General features: G+C 41.0%; 17 protein-coding genes. 13 read left to right on the top strand and 4 right to left on the bottom strand.

Going from position 1 to position 19333, the window contains the following annotated elements:
* The 11 genes from V7K56_RS03705 to gshB all read left to right on the top strand — a co-directional run.
* Positions 1–247: hypothetical protein (locus tag V7K56_RS03705; protein WP_334907710.1), on the top strand; the 247-nt coding region annotated here is incomplete at its 5' end.
* Entirely contained in the window at positions 237–1562 is a 1326-nt protein-coding gene (locus V7K56_RS03700; RefSeq protein ID WP_334907708.1) for an ATP-binding protein, read from the top strand. The genes V7K56_RS03705 and V7K56_RS03700, both read left to right, overlap by 11 nt.
* Positions 1559–2818, top strand: a complete 1260-nt coding sequence (locus V7K56_RS03695) for a tetratricopeptide repeat protein (RefSeq protein WP_334907706.1) — start codon at positions 1559–1561, stop codon at positions 2816–2818. The genes V7K56_RS03700 and V7K56_RS03695 overlap by 4 nt, the downstream gene beginning before the upstream one ends.
* 127 nt (positions 2819–2945) lie before the next feature.
* Positions 2946–3086 carry a hypothetical protein gene (locus V7K56_RS03690; protein WP_334907704.1) on the top strand — a complete coding sequence of 47 codons (141 nt, stop codon included), beginning with the start codon at positions 2946–2948 and terminating at the stop codon, positions 3084–3086.
* 165 nt (positions 3087–3251) lie between these two features.
* Entirely contained in the window at positions 3252–3506 is a 255-nt protein-coding gene (locus tag V7K56_RS03685; RefSeq protein WP_334907724.1) for a UPF0175 family protein, read from the top strand.
* A complete protein-coding gene (locus tag V7K56_RS03680) occupies positions 3499–3930 on the top strand; it encodes a DUF3368 domain-containing protein (RefSeq protein ID WP_334907726.1) in 432 nt (143 codons plus the stop codon). Before V7K56_RS03685 ends, V7K56_RS03680 begins: the two co-directional genes overlap by 8 nt.
* Positions 3870–4004, top strand: a complete 135-nt coding sequence (locus V7K56_RS03675) for a hypothetical protein (RefSeq protein ID WP_334907702.1) — start codon at positions 3870–3872, stop codon at positions 4002–4004. The genes V7K56_RS03680 and V7K56_RS03675 overlap by 61 nt, the downstream gene beginning before the upstream one ends.
* A 195-nt stretch (positions 4005–4199) precedes the next feature.
* Complete coding sequence (gene hflX / locus V7K56_RS03670) at positions 4200–5945, top strand: GTPase HflX (protein WP_334907722.1); 1746 nt, start codon at positions 4200–4202, stop codon at positions 5943–5945.
* Positions 5946–5999: 54 nt separating this feature from the next.
* Positions 6000–6197: a hypothetical protein gene (locus V7K56_RS03665; RefSeq protein ID WP_334907701.1), complete on the top strand. Its 198-nt coding sequence runs from the start codon at positions 6000–6002 to the stop codon at positions 6195–6197.
* Positions 6198–6291: 94 nt separating this feature from the next.
* Positions 6292–6564 carry a glutaredoxin 3 gene (gene grxC, locus V7K56_RS03660; protein WP_334907699.1) on the top strand — a complete coding sequence of 91 codons (273 nt, stop codon included), beginning with the start codon at positions 6292–6294 and terminating at the stop codon, positions 6562–6564.
* Between the two features lie 232 nt (positions 6565–6796).
* Complete coding sequence (gshB, locus tag V7K56_RS03655; protein ID WP_334907697.1) at positions 6797–7771, top strand: glutathione synthase; 975 nt, start codon at positions 6797–6799, stop codon at positions 7769–7771.
* Between the two features lie 240 nt (positions 7772–8011).
* Here the strand turns inward: gshB and ftsZ are convergent, their stop codons facing one another.
* From ftsZ to V7K56_RS03640, 3 genes are all read right to left on the bottom strand, one after another.
* Complete coding sequence (gene ftsZ, locus V7K56_RS03650) at positions 8012–9328, bottom strand: cell division protein FtsZ (protein ID WP_334907695.1); 1317 nt, start codon at positions 9326–9328, stop codon at positions 8012–8014.
* A 177-nt stretch (positions 9329–9505) separates the two neighbouring features.
* On the bottom strand, positions 9506–9673 hold the full coding sequence (locus tag V7K56_RS03645; protein WP_334907694.1) for a hypothetical protein: 168 nt from the start codon (positions 9671–9673) through the stop codon (positions 9506–9508).
* 731 nt (positions 9674–10404) lie between these two features.
* On the bottom strand, positions 10405–11238 hold the full coding sequence (locus V7K56_RS03640) for a cell division protein FtsQ/DivIB (RefSeq protein ID WP_334907692.1): 834 nt from the start codon (positions 11236–11238) through the stop codon (positions 10405–10407).
* 1104 nt (positions 11239–12342) lie between these two features.
* Between V7K56_RS03640 and V7K56_RS03635 the strand changes: the two genes are divergently transcribed.
* Entirely contained in the window at positions 12343–13674 is a 1332-nt protein-coding gene (locus tag V7K56_RS03635; RefSeq protein ID WP_334907690.1) for a P-loop NTPase fold protein, read from the top strand.
* Positions 13675–13758: 84 nt separating this feature from the next.
* Complete coding sequence (locus V7K56_RS03630; RefSeq protein ID WP_334907688.1) at positions 13759–18807, top strand: nSTAND1 domain-containing NTPase; 5049 nt, start codon at positions 13759–13761, stop codon at positions 18805–18807.
* A 110-nt stretch (positions 18808–18917) separates the two neighbouring features.
* On the opposite strand, the gene V7K56_RS03625 is transcribed toward V7K56_RS03630, so the two are convergent.
* The gene (locus V7K56_RS03625; protein ID WP_334907687.1) at positions 18918–19265 is read right to left on the bottom strand and encodes a hypothetical protein; all 348 of its coding nucleotides are present in this window, start codon (positions 19263–19265) and stop codon (positions 18918–18920) included.
* Positions 19266–19333: the final 68 nt, after the last annotated feature.

Below are 19333 nucleotides of genomic sequence, written 5' to 3'. Positions count from 1 at the left end.
CTGGATGAATCCACCTTTTATCTCCGTTGACGAGTATTTGAACTGGATGAATCCACCTTTTATCTCCGTTGACGAGTATTTGAACTGGATGAATCTACCTTTTATCTCCGTTGACGAGTATTTGAACTGGATGAATCCACCTTTTATCTCCGTTGACGAGTATTTGAATTGGATTCATCTACCTCAATTCTGTATGATCTCAATTATTATGAGCATCATTGCTATATTTTTTACCTATGGTCAATAGTACTGACTTACTCGCAAACCTCTACAACGCCTTTAACCCCTTTGAACCGTTACCCGCAGGTGATCCAAAATATGTAGATTGTCAGGAAGTGCGGGGAGATGCGGATATTGAGCAAGAGTTAGGAAATCGGATGCGACTAGCAAATACAAATACTTGCCAATTGTATTCTGGTCATCGGGGTGCGGGGAAGTCTACAGAATTACTCAGGTTAAAGAAGTATTTAGAAAATCGGAAATTTTATGTTGTTTATTTTGCGGCTGATGAAGAGGATATCGATTCTGAAGATGCCCAATATACAGATATACTCCTCGCCTGTACCCGCCGTTTGCTCAAAGATTTAAAAGAAATTGCCAGTCCTCGTCCGATACTCAACTGGTTAAAAAGTCGTTGGGAAGATTTAAAAGATTTGGCGCAGACTCCCATAGAGTTTGAGAGTCTGGAAGTAGAAACCCAACTTGCTCAGTTTGCCAAGTTGACCGCAAATTTAAGAGCTGTACCTGAATTACGCCAGAAGATTCGCCAAAAAATTGATCCTTACACTGTCACTTTAATTCAGGTGTTAAATGAGTTTCTAGCGGATGCGAAAAAGAAATTACCTAAGAGTAAAACTCAATTGGCAGTAATTGTCGATAATTTAGACCGGATGGTGTTAGTCAAAGAAGGAGACCGCACCAACTATGAAGAAGTCTTTTTAGACCGCAGCGAACAACTCCAAGCTTTGGATTGCCATTTGATTTACACTGTCCCTATTTCAATGTTGTATTCCAGAAGGATAACAGACCTCAGAGATATCTACGGCGACCCCCAAATTTTGCCGATGATTATGGTAAACACTCTCAAGGGAGATATTTACCAGCCAGGACTCAAGAAAGTTAAAGAAGTAATTAACAAGCGAGTCCGGCAAATTGCACCGGAACTATCACTAGAAAAGGAAATTTTCGACAGTCCCCAAACCTTAGACAGACTTTGTTTAATGAGTGGAGGTCATGTAAGGAATTTGCTATTGTTAACTCAAGATGCCATTGGACGTACTGAAGAGTTACCTGTTTCAGAAAAAGTAGTGCGACGAGCAATTACTCAAGCCAGAGATACTTTTCGTCGTGCTGTGGAAAATCATCAATGGTGTCTGTTAGCAGAAGTGTCTTCTTCTAAACGGATTATTAATGATGACTTGTATCGGAGTTTGATGTATAACCGCAGTCTTTTAGAATACCGATATTTGGATGATCAAGGAGAAATGCAGCGTTGGTATGATATTCATCCATTGATTCAAGGAATTCCAGAATTTAAAGAAGCCGTAGCGAAACTTTCATGAACCCAAATTTAAGTGATTGGGATGATGATTTACCCCCAGAACCAGAAGAAGCTTATCAAGACTTACTTCGCGCATTGAGGCGAAAATCAGGTTTTGGTTTGTTTTTTATCCAATGTACACCTGTGGAAGCAGACAATTTTATTATCAAACTTCCCCAGGAGATTCCGCAGAAGAAGATTGCAGTTTTACGCTTGGTTGAGGCGATTGATAATTTATATCAGCCAGTGGCAGAGTTTATTAAAGATAAGCAAATTGATATTCTATTGATAAAAGGTCTGGAATATTCTTTATATAAGTATGAGAAAAGAAATTTTGGGGAAATTACCGAAGGACAATTTAGCAATTTAACCAGTGTTCCGCATATTTTAAATCATTTAAACCAACAGCGAGAACGCTTTCGAGATGATTTTCCCATTAGCTTTATTTTTCTTTTGCGTTCATTTTCGATTAACTATTTTATTCATCGCGCTCCAGATTTTTTTGATTGGCGTTCTGGGTTGTTTGAATTACCGACAATACCAGAAGTGGTCGAACAAGAATCAAATCGTCTGTTAGATGAAGCTAGTTGTCATAACTATTTAAAACTCAGCCATGATCAAAAAATAGAGAAAGTGCTAGAAATTAAAGACCTTATATCAAAAAAATATCAAACGGAAATTTGTAGAGGATCATTGCTATTTGAATTAGGAAACTTATTATTTGCTATTCATGAATATGAAGCAGCACTTATTAGTTATGAGAAAGTTTTGAAATTAAAAAATTATAACTCCTCGAGTTGGTATAAAAAAGCTGAAACACTACGGAAATTAGGACGCTATGAAGAGGCAATTACTAATTATGACGAAATTATTGTGGTCAATCATGATGACTATTGGGCTTGGTATCATCGCGGGCTATCTTTTAGCGAACTAGGTCGTTATGAGGAAGCAATCAACTCTTATGACCAAGCATTAAAAATTCATAATAGAGATATTGAAATTTGGGGCATTCGTGGTATGGCATTTTATTATTTAGGTATCTATGAACAAGCGATTGCCAGCTATGATAAAGCTATTGAAATTAAACCTGAATACTGTGCTGGACTTTACTACTATAAGGCTTGCTGTTTCGCCAAACAAGACATTATTAAACTCGCAGTTGAAAATCTACAACGTGCAATTGCTATCAGTTATGACAAATATAAAAATAGAGCAAAAACTGACTCTAGTTTTAATGGTATCCGAGAAAATGATCGGTTTCAAGCTTTAATTCAATAACCGCTATAGAGACTAAACTAATGTAGCGAGCGCTTTCACGCTTCCACTGAAAATACTAACTGAAATTAAAAGTGATACGATACATTATTAAATATAAATTTAACCTATTTTCAAGAACACAAATTCAATGTCAGAAAATGCCCAAAAGCAAAAACAGCTATCTCTCAAAGAAATTGCTAGCCTATCTTTAGCAGAACGTCACAAAATACTAGAACCTTTGATCGCTGCCACAGCCAAAGATTTTTTGAACGACCCTGAATTAACATAATTCTCAGCTTTAGATGGCGAAGATTGGGAAACTGAGAATGACAACATAATTCATGTGAAAGAACTCAAAAAAACCCGTAGCCATGATGCTTTTTTGAACGGCTATGCACCAAAAGATGAAGGACTTTATGACGACTGAAAATTAAAAGCAATCATTTTGATAAAAATCATGTCACAACTTCAAATTGACTATCCAGAAACTTTACCAGATGCCTTACAGCAAACGCGAGAACAGTTTGAAAAAGAAGCAAAAATGGCGATGGCAGTTAAACTATTTGAAATGAAACGTATTTCTTCTGGTTTAGCTGCACAATTAGCAGGTATAGATAGAGTAACTTTTTTACTTAATTTACACCGTTATGGTGTAGCGATGATTGATTTAACAGAAGAGGAACTTATATCTGATTTAGCAAATGCTTGAAAGTAATATAATTGTTATCAACACAGCACCCATTATTTCCATAATAGCGGCAATAGGAGATTTAAGAATTCTTCAATCTTTGTATACTCAGGTTTTGGTTCCCTTTGAAGTTTGTCAAGAAATACTTGCTGGAGGTGCAAGCGGATTTGCGGTAAGTGAATTTGAAGATGCCGATTGGCTACAAAAATCGCAAATACCCTTAAATAATATTTCTCCATTCTTACTTAATTCTTTAGATTTAGGAGAAGCTTCTGTTATCCAACTTGCGCTCAATGAAAATATCCAGACTGTTTGCATTGATGAAGCAACTGGTAGACGAGTTGCCAGGTTAAGCGGTCTTTCTGTTACAGGAGTATCGGTATTTTGTTGCGTGGACACCGAGAAGGATACCCTATTAATATTAAACAAGCAATTGGCAGAATGATTGCTCGTGGAATTAGGCTAAGTGAAACTATTATCAATTTTGCACTTCAACAAACTGGTGAAATAGATTTTTAAGTTTTGTTCTGAGGCGGCGCGTGTTGTTACCATTGCTCGATTTGTGAGTTACAACCACCAAAATAGCTTCAAATAAATACCCACTGTGAACTAATTCCTAACGCATCCCTCAAAGGAGAGAGATAGGAGCCTAAACCCTGTTGTAAAATAGACCTATAAGGATTCGGGGGGCCATTTAACTGGTCATAAACGCCTATAGAAACTATTTTTGGAAATCTCCAAGGTCTGAAGTCCAGCCAGCTGAAGCAACTACAGCGGCTGTATCACCAGCGCATACCAGGCGATCGCATCACCACGCCTGAGTTTTCCCAGCGTATGGCAGCAATTAGCACAGAAGTTAATCAGCCTGTGTGCGCCTACATCAACCGTCGCGGACAAGTGATTCGCGTCGGCGTAGGTACACCGCGTCAAACGCAAATACCACCGATGGAATTGCCCCGTTACGGTGCAGAACGACTCAGTGGTATTCGTTGTATTGCCACTCATCTGAAGCCAGAACCGCCCAACGAAGCGGCGCTCACGGCGATGGCACTACAACGCTTAGATGCCTTAGTTGTTCTAAATATTACCGGAACGGGATTTACACGGCGGGGAGGCGGTGCGACTGGGTATGTCAAAGAAGCTTATCTCGCTCATCTGACACCCCAAGAGTCTCGCACCCTGATTACTAGTCCTGCTGCTATTAAGGTAGAGGAAAGCCAAATCCAATCTCCAAGTTGGAATATATCGCCACCTCTGGACTTGGACGAGCTGGCAGAGCAGGATTTAGTAGACTTAGTAGAAAATCTGGAAGCAGAATTCCAGCGCGAATATGTCGCCCAGGAAGTAGATGCTGACCACGATCGCGTGCTGATTGTGGGGCTGATGACCAGTGAGATGACTCCCCTACAATTCCAAGACACTTTAATGGAATTGGGGCGTTTAGTTGATACTGCTGGGGGAGATGTATTACAGACAATACAACAAAGGCGATCGCGCGTTCATCCCCAGACAGTAGTTGGCGAAGGTAAGGTGCAAGAAATTGCCTTAACTGCCCAAACACTAGGAGTCAACCTTGTTGTCTTCGACCGCGACCTTTCACCTTCCCAAGTCCGCAACTTAGAAATGCAAATTGGTATCCGGGTGGTTGACCGCACTGAGGTTATTTTGGATATCTTTGCCCAACGCGCTCAGTCCCGTGCCGGGAAGTTGCAAGTAGAACTAGCACAGTTAGAATACATGCAACCGCGACTAGCTGGTAGAGGTCGCACGATGTCCCGATTGGGTGGTGGTATTGGGACTCGTGGCCCTGGTGAAACTAAACTGGAAACTGAACGCCGTGCCATTGGGCAGCGTATTTCCCGACTGCAAAAAGAAGTGAACCAGTTGCAAGCCCATCGTTCGCGGTTACGACAGCGACGACAGCATCAAGAAGTTCCTTCAGTGGCTTTGGTTGGATATACCAACGCTGGCAAATCTACTTTGCTGAATGCCCTGACTAATGCAGAAGTTTATACAGCCGACCAGTTATTTGCTACTCTCGATCCCACCACGCGCCGTCTGGCGATTCCTTATGGCGAAACAAATGAACCTCAGGAAATTCTGATTACAGATACGGTAGGGTTCATACACGAACTGCCTGCATCGTTAATGGATGCCTTCCGCGCCACCTTGGAGGAAGTCACAGAAGCCGATGCCCTACTACATTTGGTAGATTTATCTCACCCTGCTTGGTTGCGTCATATTCGCTCAGTCAGAGAAATTTTGGCACAAATGCCAATAACTCCTGGCCCGGCCCTAGTGATTTTTAACAAGATTGATCAAGCTAATAGTGAGACACTAGCTCTAGCTAGAGAAGAATTCCCCCTCGCGGTATTTATTTCCGCGAGTCAGCGCTTGGGATTAGAAACCCTACGTCAGCGCCTTGCCAAGCTGATTGAATACGCTGTTGATTCTCAGTGAATACTGAAATAAATTTTTAATATCTAGTTGAAAATGCCGTAGTTAATAGTAACTATGGCATTTTCTATTGAAAATAATAGATATAATCAATCCCCTGCACCTCAACTGAAAAAAGTACCTGAACCCAATATAACCGCAGCATTAGGATTATTTGCCTTGGGCGTTTTCGGATTCCAGAAGAAAAACAAAGAAATATTTCCCTTTTTACATCACTTAACACTACTTTTATTTATTTTTGCCTACTTACATTAACGATTTCTGTAGATTAGGTTATGAAGGGATAAAGCAGTCACAGTCAGTGGCAAAGCTCTAAAATTAAAAAGTATTAAATCAAGTTGAGGACATCATGGCTGCAAAAGTAGAAATTTACACTTGGAGGACTTGCCCGTTTTGCATTCGTGCCAAAAGTTTGCTGAAAAACAAGGGAGTTGAATTTATCGAATACAGCATTGATGGAGATGAAGCAGCCAGAAATAAAATGGCTCAAAGAGCAAATGGACGCCGTTCTTTACCGCAAATTTTCATCAACGACAATCATGTTGGTGGTTGTGATGATATCCACGCTTTAGAAAGTCAAGGCAAGCTGGATAAGCTACTAACTTCTAGCAATAGCGTATAGGTTCAGAAGGTATTGCGCTAGCGACAAACCACTGCAAATTACACCGCAGTCGCTATAACTCTAGAAAAACAACGCGCTGCCTTGTCTACGGGCTTCCTTACAAAACCAATCTGTCCACAAGACTTTACCCTCCAAGTTCCACTCAGCAGTAAATATGTACATCAATTGGTGAGAGCATCAAGAGATAATAATTGAATAACCATTTAATTTCTTGGTGATTGAGGTATAAAGGGTGAAACTGGCTTTTATCATTGATCCCATCTATCTACTTGACCCGTGTCATGATACCAGTGTTGCCCTAATTGAAGCAGCCCAAATCCTGGGACACGAAGTTTGGGTGACTCAAGCAAATCTACTGAGTGTGGTGGAGGGCAAAGCTTGGGCTGTCCTACAGCGAGTTAAAGTTGTACCAGTACAGTTAGTCGAGGGACGCTGGCTAGCGGCGAATCCTTGGTATAAGTTAAGCGATTCCTCCTTAACTTCTTTAGAGACAATGGACACCGTATTTATGCGGACAGATCCACCTGTCAATGATTCTTACCTCTATGCCACATACATTCTCGATTACATTGACCCAAATAAAACTCTGTTGATTAATAGTGCCAGTGGCATCCGAGGGGCAAATGAAAAAATGTACGCCCTCCAGTTTACCAAAGCGATTCCTGAAACGATTGTCAGTGCTGATAAGCAATTTATCCGGCAATTTGTGGAAGCAAAGGGGGCAGCAGTTCTCAAACCGTTGGGTAACAAAGCTGGCGAAGGAATTTTGTTTTTGCAATCAGGCGATCGCAATTTTAACTCTATTGTTGAACTCAGTACCCTTCAAGGTAAAGTGCCAGTAATGGTGCAAACCTATTTACCACAAGCAAAAGAGGGAGATAAGCGAATTATCTTGCTCAATGGTGAACCAATTGGTGCGCTCAATCGCCTCTCTAGTGGAACTGATTTTCGCAATAATATGGCGACTGGTGGTACAGTCGCTCAAACCGAAATTACCCCAAGAGAGTATGAAATTTGTACCCAAGTAGCCGAACGCTTACGCCAAGACGGCTTAATTTTTGTGGGTATTGACGTTATCGGTGGCTATCTGACTGAAGTTAACGTCACTAGTCCTACCGGAATTCGTGAAATTGACCGCCTAGATGGTACTCGCCTTGGTCATCAGGTTATTCAATGGATTGAACAGACACTAAAAATCCAAAAATAATTTACATTTATTTTTTAGTTTGATGTCCTATTCTTCAGCAAACAGACTTCTTTCGGACATGCCCAAATTCATTCTATAAAGTAGTGTTGACAAGTTTTTTTACCAATTGGCAAAGTTGGGGATGGCAAAAGATTGCTTATCCCTGCCCTTGGTAAAACCCTGGTGGAAGTAGCACATTTTATACAGCGTTCAGCCTGAACTGAGACTGCTAAGTTAATCTAAAACTCAAATCAAAATCTTTCAATTCCTTGGTGTACGTCGGTTTCTCAGAAAATCAGGTATATCTAATCCAGGTTTTTCTTTTGGTTCTGGAGTTGGAGTTGGAGTTGGAGTAGAACTTGGAGTTGAGGTTGGGGGATTAACAGGGGGTTGCTGTGTTGTTGGACGCTTCGAAGTATTAGGTGCTACTCGAACGTTAGCCACACTTTGTTGTACCGCAGCTTGCACTTCACCTGTAAATCCGGTAGCAATTACAGTAATTCTTACCTCACCTTGGAGCCTGTCATCAATTACAGCCCCAAAAATAATATTGGCGTTGGGATCAACTACCTCATATATTGCTTCTGCGGCTGCATTCACTTCATGCAAAGTCAGGTCAGTACCACCTGTGATATTAAATACAACTCCTCTAGCACCTTCAATAGAACACTCTAGTAATGGTGAAGAAATAGCTGCGATCGCAGCTTCTCTAGCTCTGGATTTTCCAGAGCTAACGCCTATTCCCATCAATGCCGAACCCGCATCTGCCATAACTGCTCGGACATCAGCAAAGTCAACGTTTACCAAACCGGGGATCGTGATGATATCAGAAATACCTTGCACCCCCTGACGCAGCACATCATCTGCATAGCGAAAAGCTTCTTGCACAGGCGTTTGTTCGGGGATCACTTCCAGCAGTTTATTGTTGGGAATAATGATCAGTGTATCTACTCTACTTTTTAGTCCTTCAATACCTTGTTCTGCTTGACTGGTGCGGCGGCGTCCCTCAAAAACAAATGGACGTGTGACTACACCAACAGTGAGAGCACCCATTTCTTTGGCCACTTCTGCCACGATTGGTGCTGCACCCGTCCCAGTACCACCCCCCATACCAGCAGTGATAAATACTAAATCTGCACCCTCTAAAGCTGTAGCAATTTCGTCCCGTGATTCCTCAGCTGCCTTTTGACCGATAGCAGGATTACCACCTGCTCCTAAACCCCGTGTTAACTTCTGCCCAATTTGCAATCGACTCGGAGCGCCAGCTAAGGTAAGAGCTTGGGCATCAGTGTTGATTGACCAAAACTCTACCCCGGAGACATCAGACTCAATCATGCGGTTAACAGCATTGCCACCACCACCACCGACACCAATCACTTTGATGTTGGCGACCCGACCAGGAACAATCTCGCCAATTCGGCTATTTTCCGGAGAAATTTTCTTATTATCGTGATTTTGCCCAAAGTTCAGCCCAGAGTTATTAAAGGGATTAGTCGAGTTAACTGCTAGAGAAAATCCCGGCTGTCCCGTAGATTGGGAATTTTTATAGTTAAGTCCTTGGTTATTATCAAGTGTCATTGGATTTGTGAAAGGGTTGATAAACGACTTTTTCAGGTGTTATTCACCTAAGAGTCAACTTTAGTTTGACAGTGCCACAATATTATGGCGTTGTTCTTTATTGTTTTCACTACTGCCAAGCCTAACAGAATTGGCAGGGCGAAAATTTGCTATAGGATAAGCTGTTAACACAGCCGATCACACAGCCAATTCTAGAGAAGTATACCTATATTTATCTAAAACTGACCTGTATAACTTCAACCAGACATTAATCTCTTGATTATTCTCAGCGGCGGGCATAACTTGTAAAGACACACTACAGCCTATCTTCTCTGCCTCAATAATATTGTTAATAGGTTTCACCATTGGGGATGATTGCAACTTTAGACACAAAATTTACCTTCTACTTACTTATCCTTAAGGTTAAACTAAGCAATAATTGACTTGTCAGACTATACCTGATTAATTTGTTGTTTGGGTGGTCTCAATGGACACTTTGTGGGAGCAATAGTCTATCCTACAAGAATCCTCACTAGTGCGGCCAACAAATCAAGATTTCCTAAGAGATTTCGTCACCTAATAGGAATTACAGCACAGAGCAGTCCAAACTTATTGCCCAGAAGCAATGCTTACGCAACTTTGGGTGGCATTTTTCGTTACAGATTGAAACTTCGGTAAACTGTCTTTGGAAGTGTCCTCAACAGACCAAAGTCAGAGCCTTTTTGCCTCATACACTTGGATGGCGGCGTAAACCGTTCTCATTAGTGCCCTCTGCTTACGAGTCTGAATCTGAATTAAAAGCTCAAGCAACTTTCTCGTTTTTGCACTGGGTTCAGTCAAAGAATGTATGGACAGAAGGCGTTTTGCACGCCATAGACCATCATTAGATTGTCTGACATCTTGCACCCTACTATTAGATGTTAGGGTAACAATTAAGGGTCTGTTACTCCCAATAGAGATTTTATGATTGATCTTCTCATTTTAATTAGAAGTTAATGCCGATTTTCGTGTGATTTGCTAGAAAACTGAAAATAATAAATATATTTATCAGCATAAAGCTTCTTAATTTACTAGGAGCTATCAAAATAATAAACTTGCTAAATGTTTTTAGGGATTTTGGGAGTTAATTTTTGGTCTTTTTGGTTCATTTGTACTAATGGAAAATCGGGATTTTTTAGATCAATATACTCTATTTGACCGGAATTAAATTTTGTTGTTAAATGGCGCATTTGGGCGAGTACCTTAATTTGTTCTGATAACTGGGGACTTGGCACACCGAGATGCACGTTTCCTAATTCTGTTTTCAAAATTAAATTTGTTGGATTTTGGCAATCAATTTCTATAACTTTCACGGGACTTTGGCTCACAGCTTCATGGAGTTGAGTCCAGTAAAGGCAATATTGATTTGGCGAACCAATTACTCTGAGATTGGGTAATTTTTTAGTGGGATTCAGTGATGTATATTTTTCTAAAGGCATCCAGGCCCCACTTGCATCTAGTAAGCCGATTGTTACTTTTTTGTTGCCACGTGTTTGAGTTACCGCTACAGGTACTCGTTCTTGGATTTCAATAATTAATCCAGGAGGAAACAGGCGTCGTCTGACGATCGCTTGGGCAATAGTTGGTTGTTTCTTCAAAGAGTTAGCGATCGCTAACGGTTCAATCCGCCACAAAGACTGAGGGTAAGACAGCACCAACAATGACTGAGTTGTTTGCTCCGACAGCAATTTATTGCCTGATTTCATCACTATTTGTTTGGGAGCCTTTAGCATCCACACTGGTTGGACTGCCACCCACAACAATCCACCCGCCAAACCAGTAATGGCAAAGGTTCGCCAAATAGCTTGAATAATTCTTATCCGCCGCTGCCGACGCAATTTCTGACGACGCTGGGCTAGATGTGTGCGGGAAACTGATATTATGCCAGCCATTCACACCCCTTTTTGGTTGCAATCTAAATTCCTTGACAAGCTTGTATCATTATTAATTTCAGTAAACACTGCTGGCATCTTTTAGCCGCTCTCCTCAAGACTTTTTTTATTTTTAGTAACACTTTACAGTAACTACACAAGGATTATGGCGCTATTAAGGAGGCAGGAGGACGAAGACAGGAGGCAGCAGGTAATCCCTATAAATAAATTTAGGGATTTAATAAGGACATTGTATTTTTTGTGCTATACGTCTCAAAATATATTTTTTTACCTTTGTTCATAAATAAATTTAGGAGCTTGCACCCTAGAGGAAAAAAATCTTTTCTCCTGCCTCCAGCCTTCTGCTTTTCTTCGGTCATTATTCCTATTAAAGTTTACGGTGTCTATTTTTAACTGACTGTAGTCTTTTTGACAAGTTATTTTTGAAGATTTTCCTTAGAATATTACAAAATATTAATTGAGATGTATGGAATTTTGCCTTGTTGACAAATAGAATGTTAAATGATATACAAATATTCCTATATCTCTGTATACCTTGCTATAATTCATACCAGTTAGACTCATTACCTATCCAAACTGAGAACCATGAAATTTTGTAGCTTTTTTTACTTACTTCCTAGTCCATATAACTTTGTGGCTGGCCAAACAGAAGCGAAAGATTGTCAAAACTTCAATAGCAGGTGTAAAAAGGACAGATATGCTTAAAGACTGAGGGATCGAATGGTACGAAAAAAAGATGAAATCCTTGCCAGGCATGGGTATAGGGGATAGGGTGTATGTTCGGAAAAAATCAAGAAAAGTAAAAATAAGTGCGAACATAAATAAATTTCTTTGCTACGCAACGCTGGCGCGAACGTAACTATACCCCACACCCTACACCCCACACCCAAAAGCTTTGCAGATAATGGGTTTGCATTATCTTAGTACCATTCGTTATTAGGGTCAATTAAATCTCTACTATACTACTGACAGTAATCTGGTAACAAGTGCTGTCTTTTGCAAGACACTACTACCTTGCAAGTTAGTCCAGTGTCTACATCCTAGATCAGGATTAATTGTATAAAAAATCCAAACTAAACTGCATCTACATAAACCTCTACATTCATGAAAACGACATTAAATCTGTCACGTTTTTATAAAGCATGTAACCCTAGCTACACGCTAAATATAAGTAACGTACTAGATCGGCAGTATTACATAGATTTTGCTGATGTACGTGGTTGCAAGATTGTCGAAGAATTGCAACGAACGATCATTCGTATTTCTCCTGACGAGCCAACCTGTCAGTTATTTACGGGTCATATCGGCTGCGGTAAGTCAACGGAATTGCAGCGCCTCAAGACAGAACTAGAATTGGCAGGATTTCATGTGGTTTATTTTGAGTCCAGTCAAGACTTAGACATGGCAGATATTGATATCAGTGATATTTTGCTGAGTGTAGCCCGTCAAGTCAGTGCCAGTTTAGAAGGGATTAGCATCAAACTCAAACCTGGTTACTTTAGCAATTTGTTTAAAGAAGTAGGCGATTTTTTGCAAAGCCCCATAGAGCTTTCTGGACAAGCAGAGTTGTCCTTGGGTATTGCCAAAATTACCGCGAAAACTAAAGATAGCACCCAGATGCGGAATCAACTGAGGCAATATCTGGAACCACGTACCAATAGTATTTTGCAGGCGATTAACGAAGAAATTTTAGAAAAGGCTGTTGAACAGTTAAAGCTAAGGGGTCAAAAAGGACTGGTAGTAATTGTAGATAATTTGGATCGAGTGGATATGCGTCCCTTAGCATCCGGGCGATCGCAACCAGAATATCTCTTCATCGACCGAGGCGAACAGTTACGCCGACTTAAATGCCACCTAGTTTACACAATTCCCCTAACGTTAATTTTCTCCAATGAGTATGAGACACTGAAAAATCGCCTGGGGGGAGGAATTGCGCCAAAAGTACTACCGATGGTATTAGTGCGGCAAAGAGATGGCAGTGACTACGAACCAGGAATGTCACTAGTGCGCCAGTTAGTTCTAGCTAGAGCTTTTCCAGAAGTTCCTTTGAATAGCAGACTGTCATTAATTACAGAATTATTCGATCACTCCCAAACCTTGGATCGTCTATGTCGTGTTAGTGGTGGTCACATTCGTAACTTATTAGGCTTACTTTATAGCTGCCTGCAACGACAAGATCCGCCTTTTTCTAGGGATTGCTTAGAAGCAGTGATTAAGGACTACCGCGACGATCTACTATTAGCTATTGATGAGTCCCAGTGGGAATTATTGTTTGAAGTAGTACAACAACAGAGAGTTAAGGGTGAGTCTGACTATCAAAGCTTACTAAGAAGCATGTATCTGTTTGAATATCGCGATCCTGTAGGGCGTTGGTTTGGTATAAGTCCAGCCTTGGCAGAAACAGAAAAAGTTTTGGCTTGGCAACAAAATAAGTAACAGTCAATTGTCATTTGTTAGTGGACTAATGACCAATGCCCCATATCCAATGCTCCATATCCAATGCTCAATGCCCCATATCCAATGACTAATGACAAACAACTACGCGTCTACACCAAAGAAAATCAGCATACTTTGCAAAGACTGGTTAGAGCGATCGCACTTTCTGAAGGTCAATTTGCTCTGATTTTAGTTCGATGCAATTATGGGCGATTACGTGAGCAAATGTTAGAAAATATTCGCTCGAACACCAAAGAAATTAATATCAGAGAAATCTTTCTCAATCCATCAACTACTTCTTTACACAGCACAATAATCTCAGACCTATCTTTAGATAATCCTGCCGTCCTTACAGACTCTTTACCGTCTGCTGTAATGATTTTTGGTATTGAGTCAACTACCGACCTAGAAAACTTACTTACAGGTGTCAACCAAGCACGAGATATCTATGCTGCTACTTTTCCATTTCCAGTGGTATTGTGGCTACAAGATGATGTGGCATCATTGCTTTCAAGATTAGCGCCTGATTTCAAAAGCTGGGCTGCAACTACTATTAAATTTGAAATGGCCAAAGCAGATTTAATTGCTTTGATCTCTCAAGAGGAAGAATCTCTATTTGACAAAGTTTTAGAAGCAGGGGCTGAAACGTTTTTATCTAATGCCTTCCTAGATTTAGATCCAAAATCCCAACACCGCCACGAAATAGAATCAGCCCGTAATGATTTACTACGCCTGTATGGCGTTAAATTAACACCAGGATTAGAAGCTAGTTTAGAATTTGTATTGGGGCGAGATAAATACGCCAACGATCAAATTAATGGTGCTTTAGCCAATTATCAAAGAAGCCTAGCATTATGGCAGCAGGAAGCAAGGAGAGTAGCAGAGTGGGAGAGTAATTCTTCTTTGCCTCTCTTATGTCCTCAACCTATGCCCCCCTCATCTTTACTAAAGCAAGCAATAGTACTATTCCACCTGGGGCTTTGTTATCACCGAATGGCAGACTTATACCAGAATACTAGTAGCTATTGCGAACATGCTCTGTCGTGGTTTAAACAATGCTTGCAGCTATTAGAGGAGGTACAAAGAGAAGACTTAGTTGCTAAATTCATTTTGCCTGCTTGTGAAATGCTGCAACGTTTACAAGCTTGGGATGACTTAAAAGAATTAGCTCAAAAGTCATTACACCTACATAAAACTTATGGAACTCCTGCACAAGTTGCTCAAAATTATGGTTTTTTGGCAAATGTGGCGGCTTCAGAATCGAATTGGGTACTGGCTCATGAATTAGCAAATACAGCACTTTCTATCTCCGAAGAAGTAACACAAGTTTCTCTGCGAGATGCTTTGCAAAGACGACGACAAGAAAGTTGGTATCTTCTATTGCTAGCACGCACACAACGGCATTTGGGTGAGTGCGAGGAAGCTATCAATAACTTGGAATGGGCGAGGGTAGTTTGTGAGCTACAACATCAGCCATTACTTTACTTAGAGATTTTAGAGGAACTGCGATCGCTTTACTTTTTTGAGTGCCATAACTATACAGAAGCCTTTAAGCTGAAGCAAGAAAAAATTAAAATAGAACATCAGTATGGCTTTCGTGCCTTTATCGGAGCAAGTCAATTACAGCCACAACGCCCCAGAATTAACCCAGTACTAGAACCTCACAAAATACCGTTTATTCCTGAAGAAATTGCTCAAGAAATATCTGCTTCTGGACGGCAACAAGATGTCAATCGCTTCATTGAAAGAATTGCCCGTGCTGACTACAAACTCACAGTTATTTATGGACCATCTGGTGTAGGTAAAAGTTCAATTCTCAAAGCTGGTTTAGTCCCAGCACTCAAGGGAAAAGTTATCGGTGAACGCATTCCTATACCGATTGTTTTATCTGTTTATACTGATTGGATAACAATCTTGAGCAGCAGTATCAACCAAGCTCTAGCATACACGGGAATATCGGTCAATATTGACTCTACACCCACCATAATACTAGAAAGAATCCGGTTAGCATGTGAACGCAATTATACGATAGTTATCATATTAGACCAATTTGAAGAATTTTTCTTTGTTAGTAACCCTTCTACACAAAGAATAGAATTTTATAAGTTTTTTAGTGAATGTTTAAATATTTCTTATGTAAAAATAATTCTTTCATTACGAGAAGATTACTTACACCATTTATTAGAGTTTGAACGTTTGAGTCAGAAAAACAGTACTAGCTTATATGATTTAGGAGTAATTAATAAAAATATTCTTGATAAGGATATTCGCTACTATTTAGGAAAATTCTCTAGCCGAGATGCCAAAGCCATAATTCACAGTCTTACTCAACGTTCACATTATGAATTAAGTGAGGAATTAATTAACCGATTAGTCCAGGATTTGACAGGAGAGCTAGACGAAGTACATCCAATTGAATTACAAATAGTCGGTGCTCAACTACAAATAGAAAACATTACGACACTTGCAGAATATAAGCTTTGTGGTGGCTCGGCAAAATTGGTGGAACGCTGGTTGGGGGAAGTTATCAAAGACTGCGGTCCAGAGAACGAAGAGTTAAGTTGGAAATTATTATTTGAGTTAACAGATGAAAAGGGTACACGACCGTTAAAAACTAAAGCTGATTTAGCGGCTGCATTAGTTAATAATTATGATATAGATACTATATCAAGCTTTGACAAAGTTGAAGAACTGATTTTAGAAATATTGGTGGGCTCAGGCTTGGTATTGCGAGTCAGAGAAGAGTTAGGCGATCGCTACCAGTTGGTTCATGATTATTTAGTTGAACCAATTCGCCAAAAGAACAACTATGGTATGCTCGCCGAATTAGAAAAAATCAAACTTGAAAAAACTAGAGCGGAAGCAGCTCAACAACTTAGTCAAAAGCAACTCAATTTGGTATTGCAACGACGACTGCAGGAAGCACGGATAGCAGGTGCAATCCTAGCAATTATGGGGGGAACAATAGCAGCGTTATGGTGGCAAGCCGACTTACAAAAAAGAGCAGCAGTTCGCCAAACTCTACGAGCCGAACGCAGTGAAACCAACTTGCAAATTAGTGGAATCGCTGCTGCTAGCGAAGCTTTGTTTACTTCTAATAAAGAATTTGATGCCCTATTAGAAGGTTTGCGGGCTTGGAAAGGACTCAAACAGGCAGAGATTGTGCAGCCAGATACCCGAATGCGGGTAGTGACAGCCTTGCAACAAGCAGTTTATGGAGTAACGGAGGTTAACCGCTTGGAAGGGCACACTGAGGTTGTCTGGGGAGTAACTTTCAGCCCAGATGGTCAGTTGCTAGCATCAGGTAGCGTGGATAAAACGGTGAAACTTTGGCGTCCTGATGGTACCTTACTCCAAACCCTCAAAGGTCACACTAATGCTGTCACCTGTGTAAGTTTTAGCCCTGATGGTCAAACCCTAGCGTCTGCCAGCCTCGACAAAACAGTGCAAATTTGGCACAAAAACCCAGTTACAGGTGAATTTGACCCCAAGCCATATCAAACCCTGAAAGGATACGGAGATTCGGTTAGCAGCGTTAATTTCAGTCCTGATGGTGAATTGTTAGCTACTGGCGGTAAGGATACAACCGTAAAACTCTGGCACAAAGACGGTAGCCTAGTAAAAATACTGAGAGGACATCGAGGGTGGGTTAACTGGGTAAACTTCAGTCCCGATGGTCAATTTATCGCTTCAGCTAGCGACGACAAGACAGTAAAAATCTGGCGACGCGACGGTAGCCTTGTTACAACTTTGCAGGGACATCAACAAGCTGTGATGATAGCTGTTTTCAGCCCGGACGGTAAATTCTTGGCGTCAGCCGGTCTAGATAAGACAGTGAAACTTTGGCAAAGGGAAAGTAACAGCACTAAAGACGGTTTTGACTTTCGTCCTTACAAAACTTTACAACACCATAGCGATATAGTGTGGAGTTTGAGCTTTAGTTCTGATAGTAAAAAGTTAGCTTCTGCAAGTGAAGACAAAACCATAAACCTCTGGCGTATCAGTGGTACTTTACTCAGAACTTTCAAAGGACATAGTGATCGTGTTACCAGCATCGCTTTCAGTCCAAATAACAAATTGCTGGCCTCAGGAAGTTATGACAAAAGTGTGAAATTATGGAGAATAGATGCCCCAAGACCATCTATTCTTCAAGGGCATCGGAAGCCAGTTTTGAGCGTTGCTTGGAGTCCTGATGGCCGGATGCTAGCTTCTGGTAGTAGTGATCGCACTGTCAAACTTTGGCAACGGTACACCAGTAATGGCGAGGTGAAAACCCGACTTTACAAAACTTTAATGGGGCACACAAATAAAGTTTCTAGTGTCAGTTTTGACCCCAAAGGTGAAATGCTGGCTTCAGGAAGTTTTGACAAAACAGTGAAACTTTGGCGGCTTGACGGTACTTTAATCATGACTCTCTACGGACATAGCGATAGTGTAATGAGCGTGAATTTCAGTCCTGATGGTCAGTTTTTGGCATCAGCTAGCAAAGATAAAACAGTGAAACTTTGGAACCGTGAGGGCAAGTTGCTCAAAACCTTGGTGGGGCATCAGGGTTTGGTAAATAGCGTAAACTTCAGTCATAATAGTCAGGTTTTAGCCTCTGCCAGTGATGACCACACTGTTAAACTTTGGCAACGGGATGGTACTTTACTCAAAACTTTCTCACCCAGTGACAGCTGGGTGATGGGTGTCAGCTTTAGTCCCACTGACGAGTTACTGGCTTCTGCCAGCTGGGATAACACCGTAAAACTGTGGCGACGGGATGGGACGTTATTAAAAACCTTATTAAAAGGGTACAGCGATAGCGTCAATGCCGTGACTTTCAGTCCCAATGGTGAATTACTCGCCGCCGCCAGTTGGGACAGTACAGTGAAACTTTGGAGCAGTGACGGCAAATTAATTAAAAGTCTCAATGGGCATCGGGCTGGGGTATTAAGTGTCAGTTTTAGCCCAGATGGTCAAACACTAGCATCAGCTAGTGATGACAACACGATAATTCTGTGGAATTTAAATCTTGACGATCTGCTTGTTCGTGGTTGCGACTGGGTGGGCAATTACCTCAAACACAACCGCAATCTTGAGGAGCGCGATCGCCTTCTTTGTGATGGCATAACCCGGACAAACCCTTTTTAATTACAAATTATCAATTAGGTTGAAGCCTCAATGAGCAACCGCTCTTGGTTTAACAGTTGATGAGGCGATCAGAGTTATTAGTTCAGAACTAGAAATAAATTTTGAGCTAATCAGCCGCATGAGCGATCGCTCTCCAAAACTTCATGGCTATTTTCTTCGGGAGCCTTTTGTGGCAAATTGGCTAAAAAGGCTTGTAGCCTGATGCGCTCAATATAAGGCCAGCCTCCCTCAGACTCAATATCTTTCAGCAGTGAGTAAAGTTGGCGACGGTTAACAGGCAAACTCTCTTGAAAAACCCCATCTCGGATGTCTCGGTGTAACTGCTCTAATTGCCGCAGCAAAGCCAAAAGAGCTACAGTATCGCCTTCACAAGCTGTAGCAGCATCATGCACCACAGTTGTGATCGCTTGCAGTTTACCAGATAACTTCTGTGATTCAATATTTTTATGATCGTTCATGCCATCCTTTGCGTATAAATGAGGTCAACTCAAATTTACTGGAGATTTTTAATTTTCCCTAGTTTGTT

This window comes from Nostoc sp., assembly GCF_036917535.1.
Classification (GTDB): Bacteria; Cyanobacteriota; Cyanobacteriia; order Cyanobacteriales; family Nostocaceae; genus Nostoc.
This window is presented reverse-complemented; position numbering and strand designations above follow the sequence as displayed.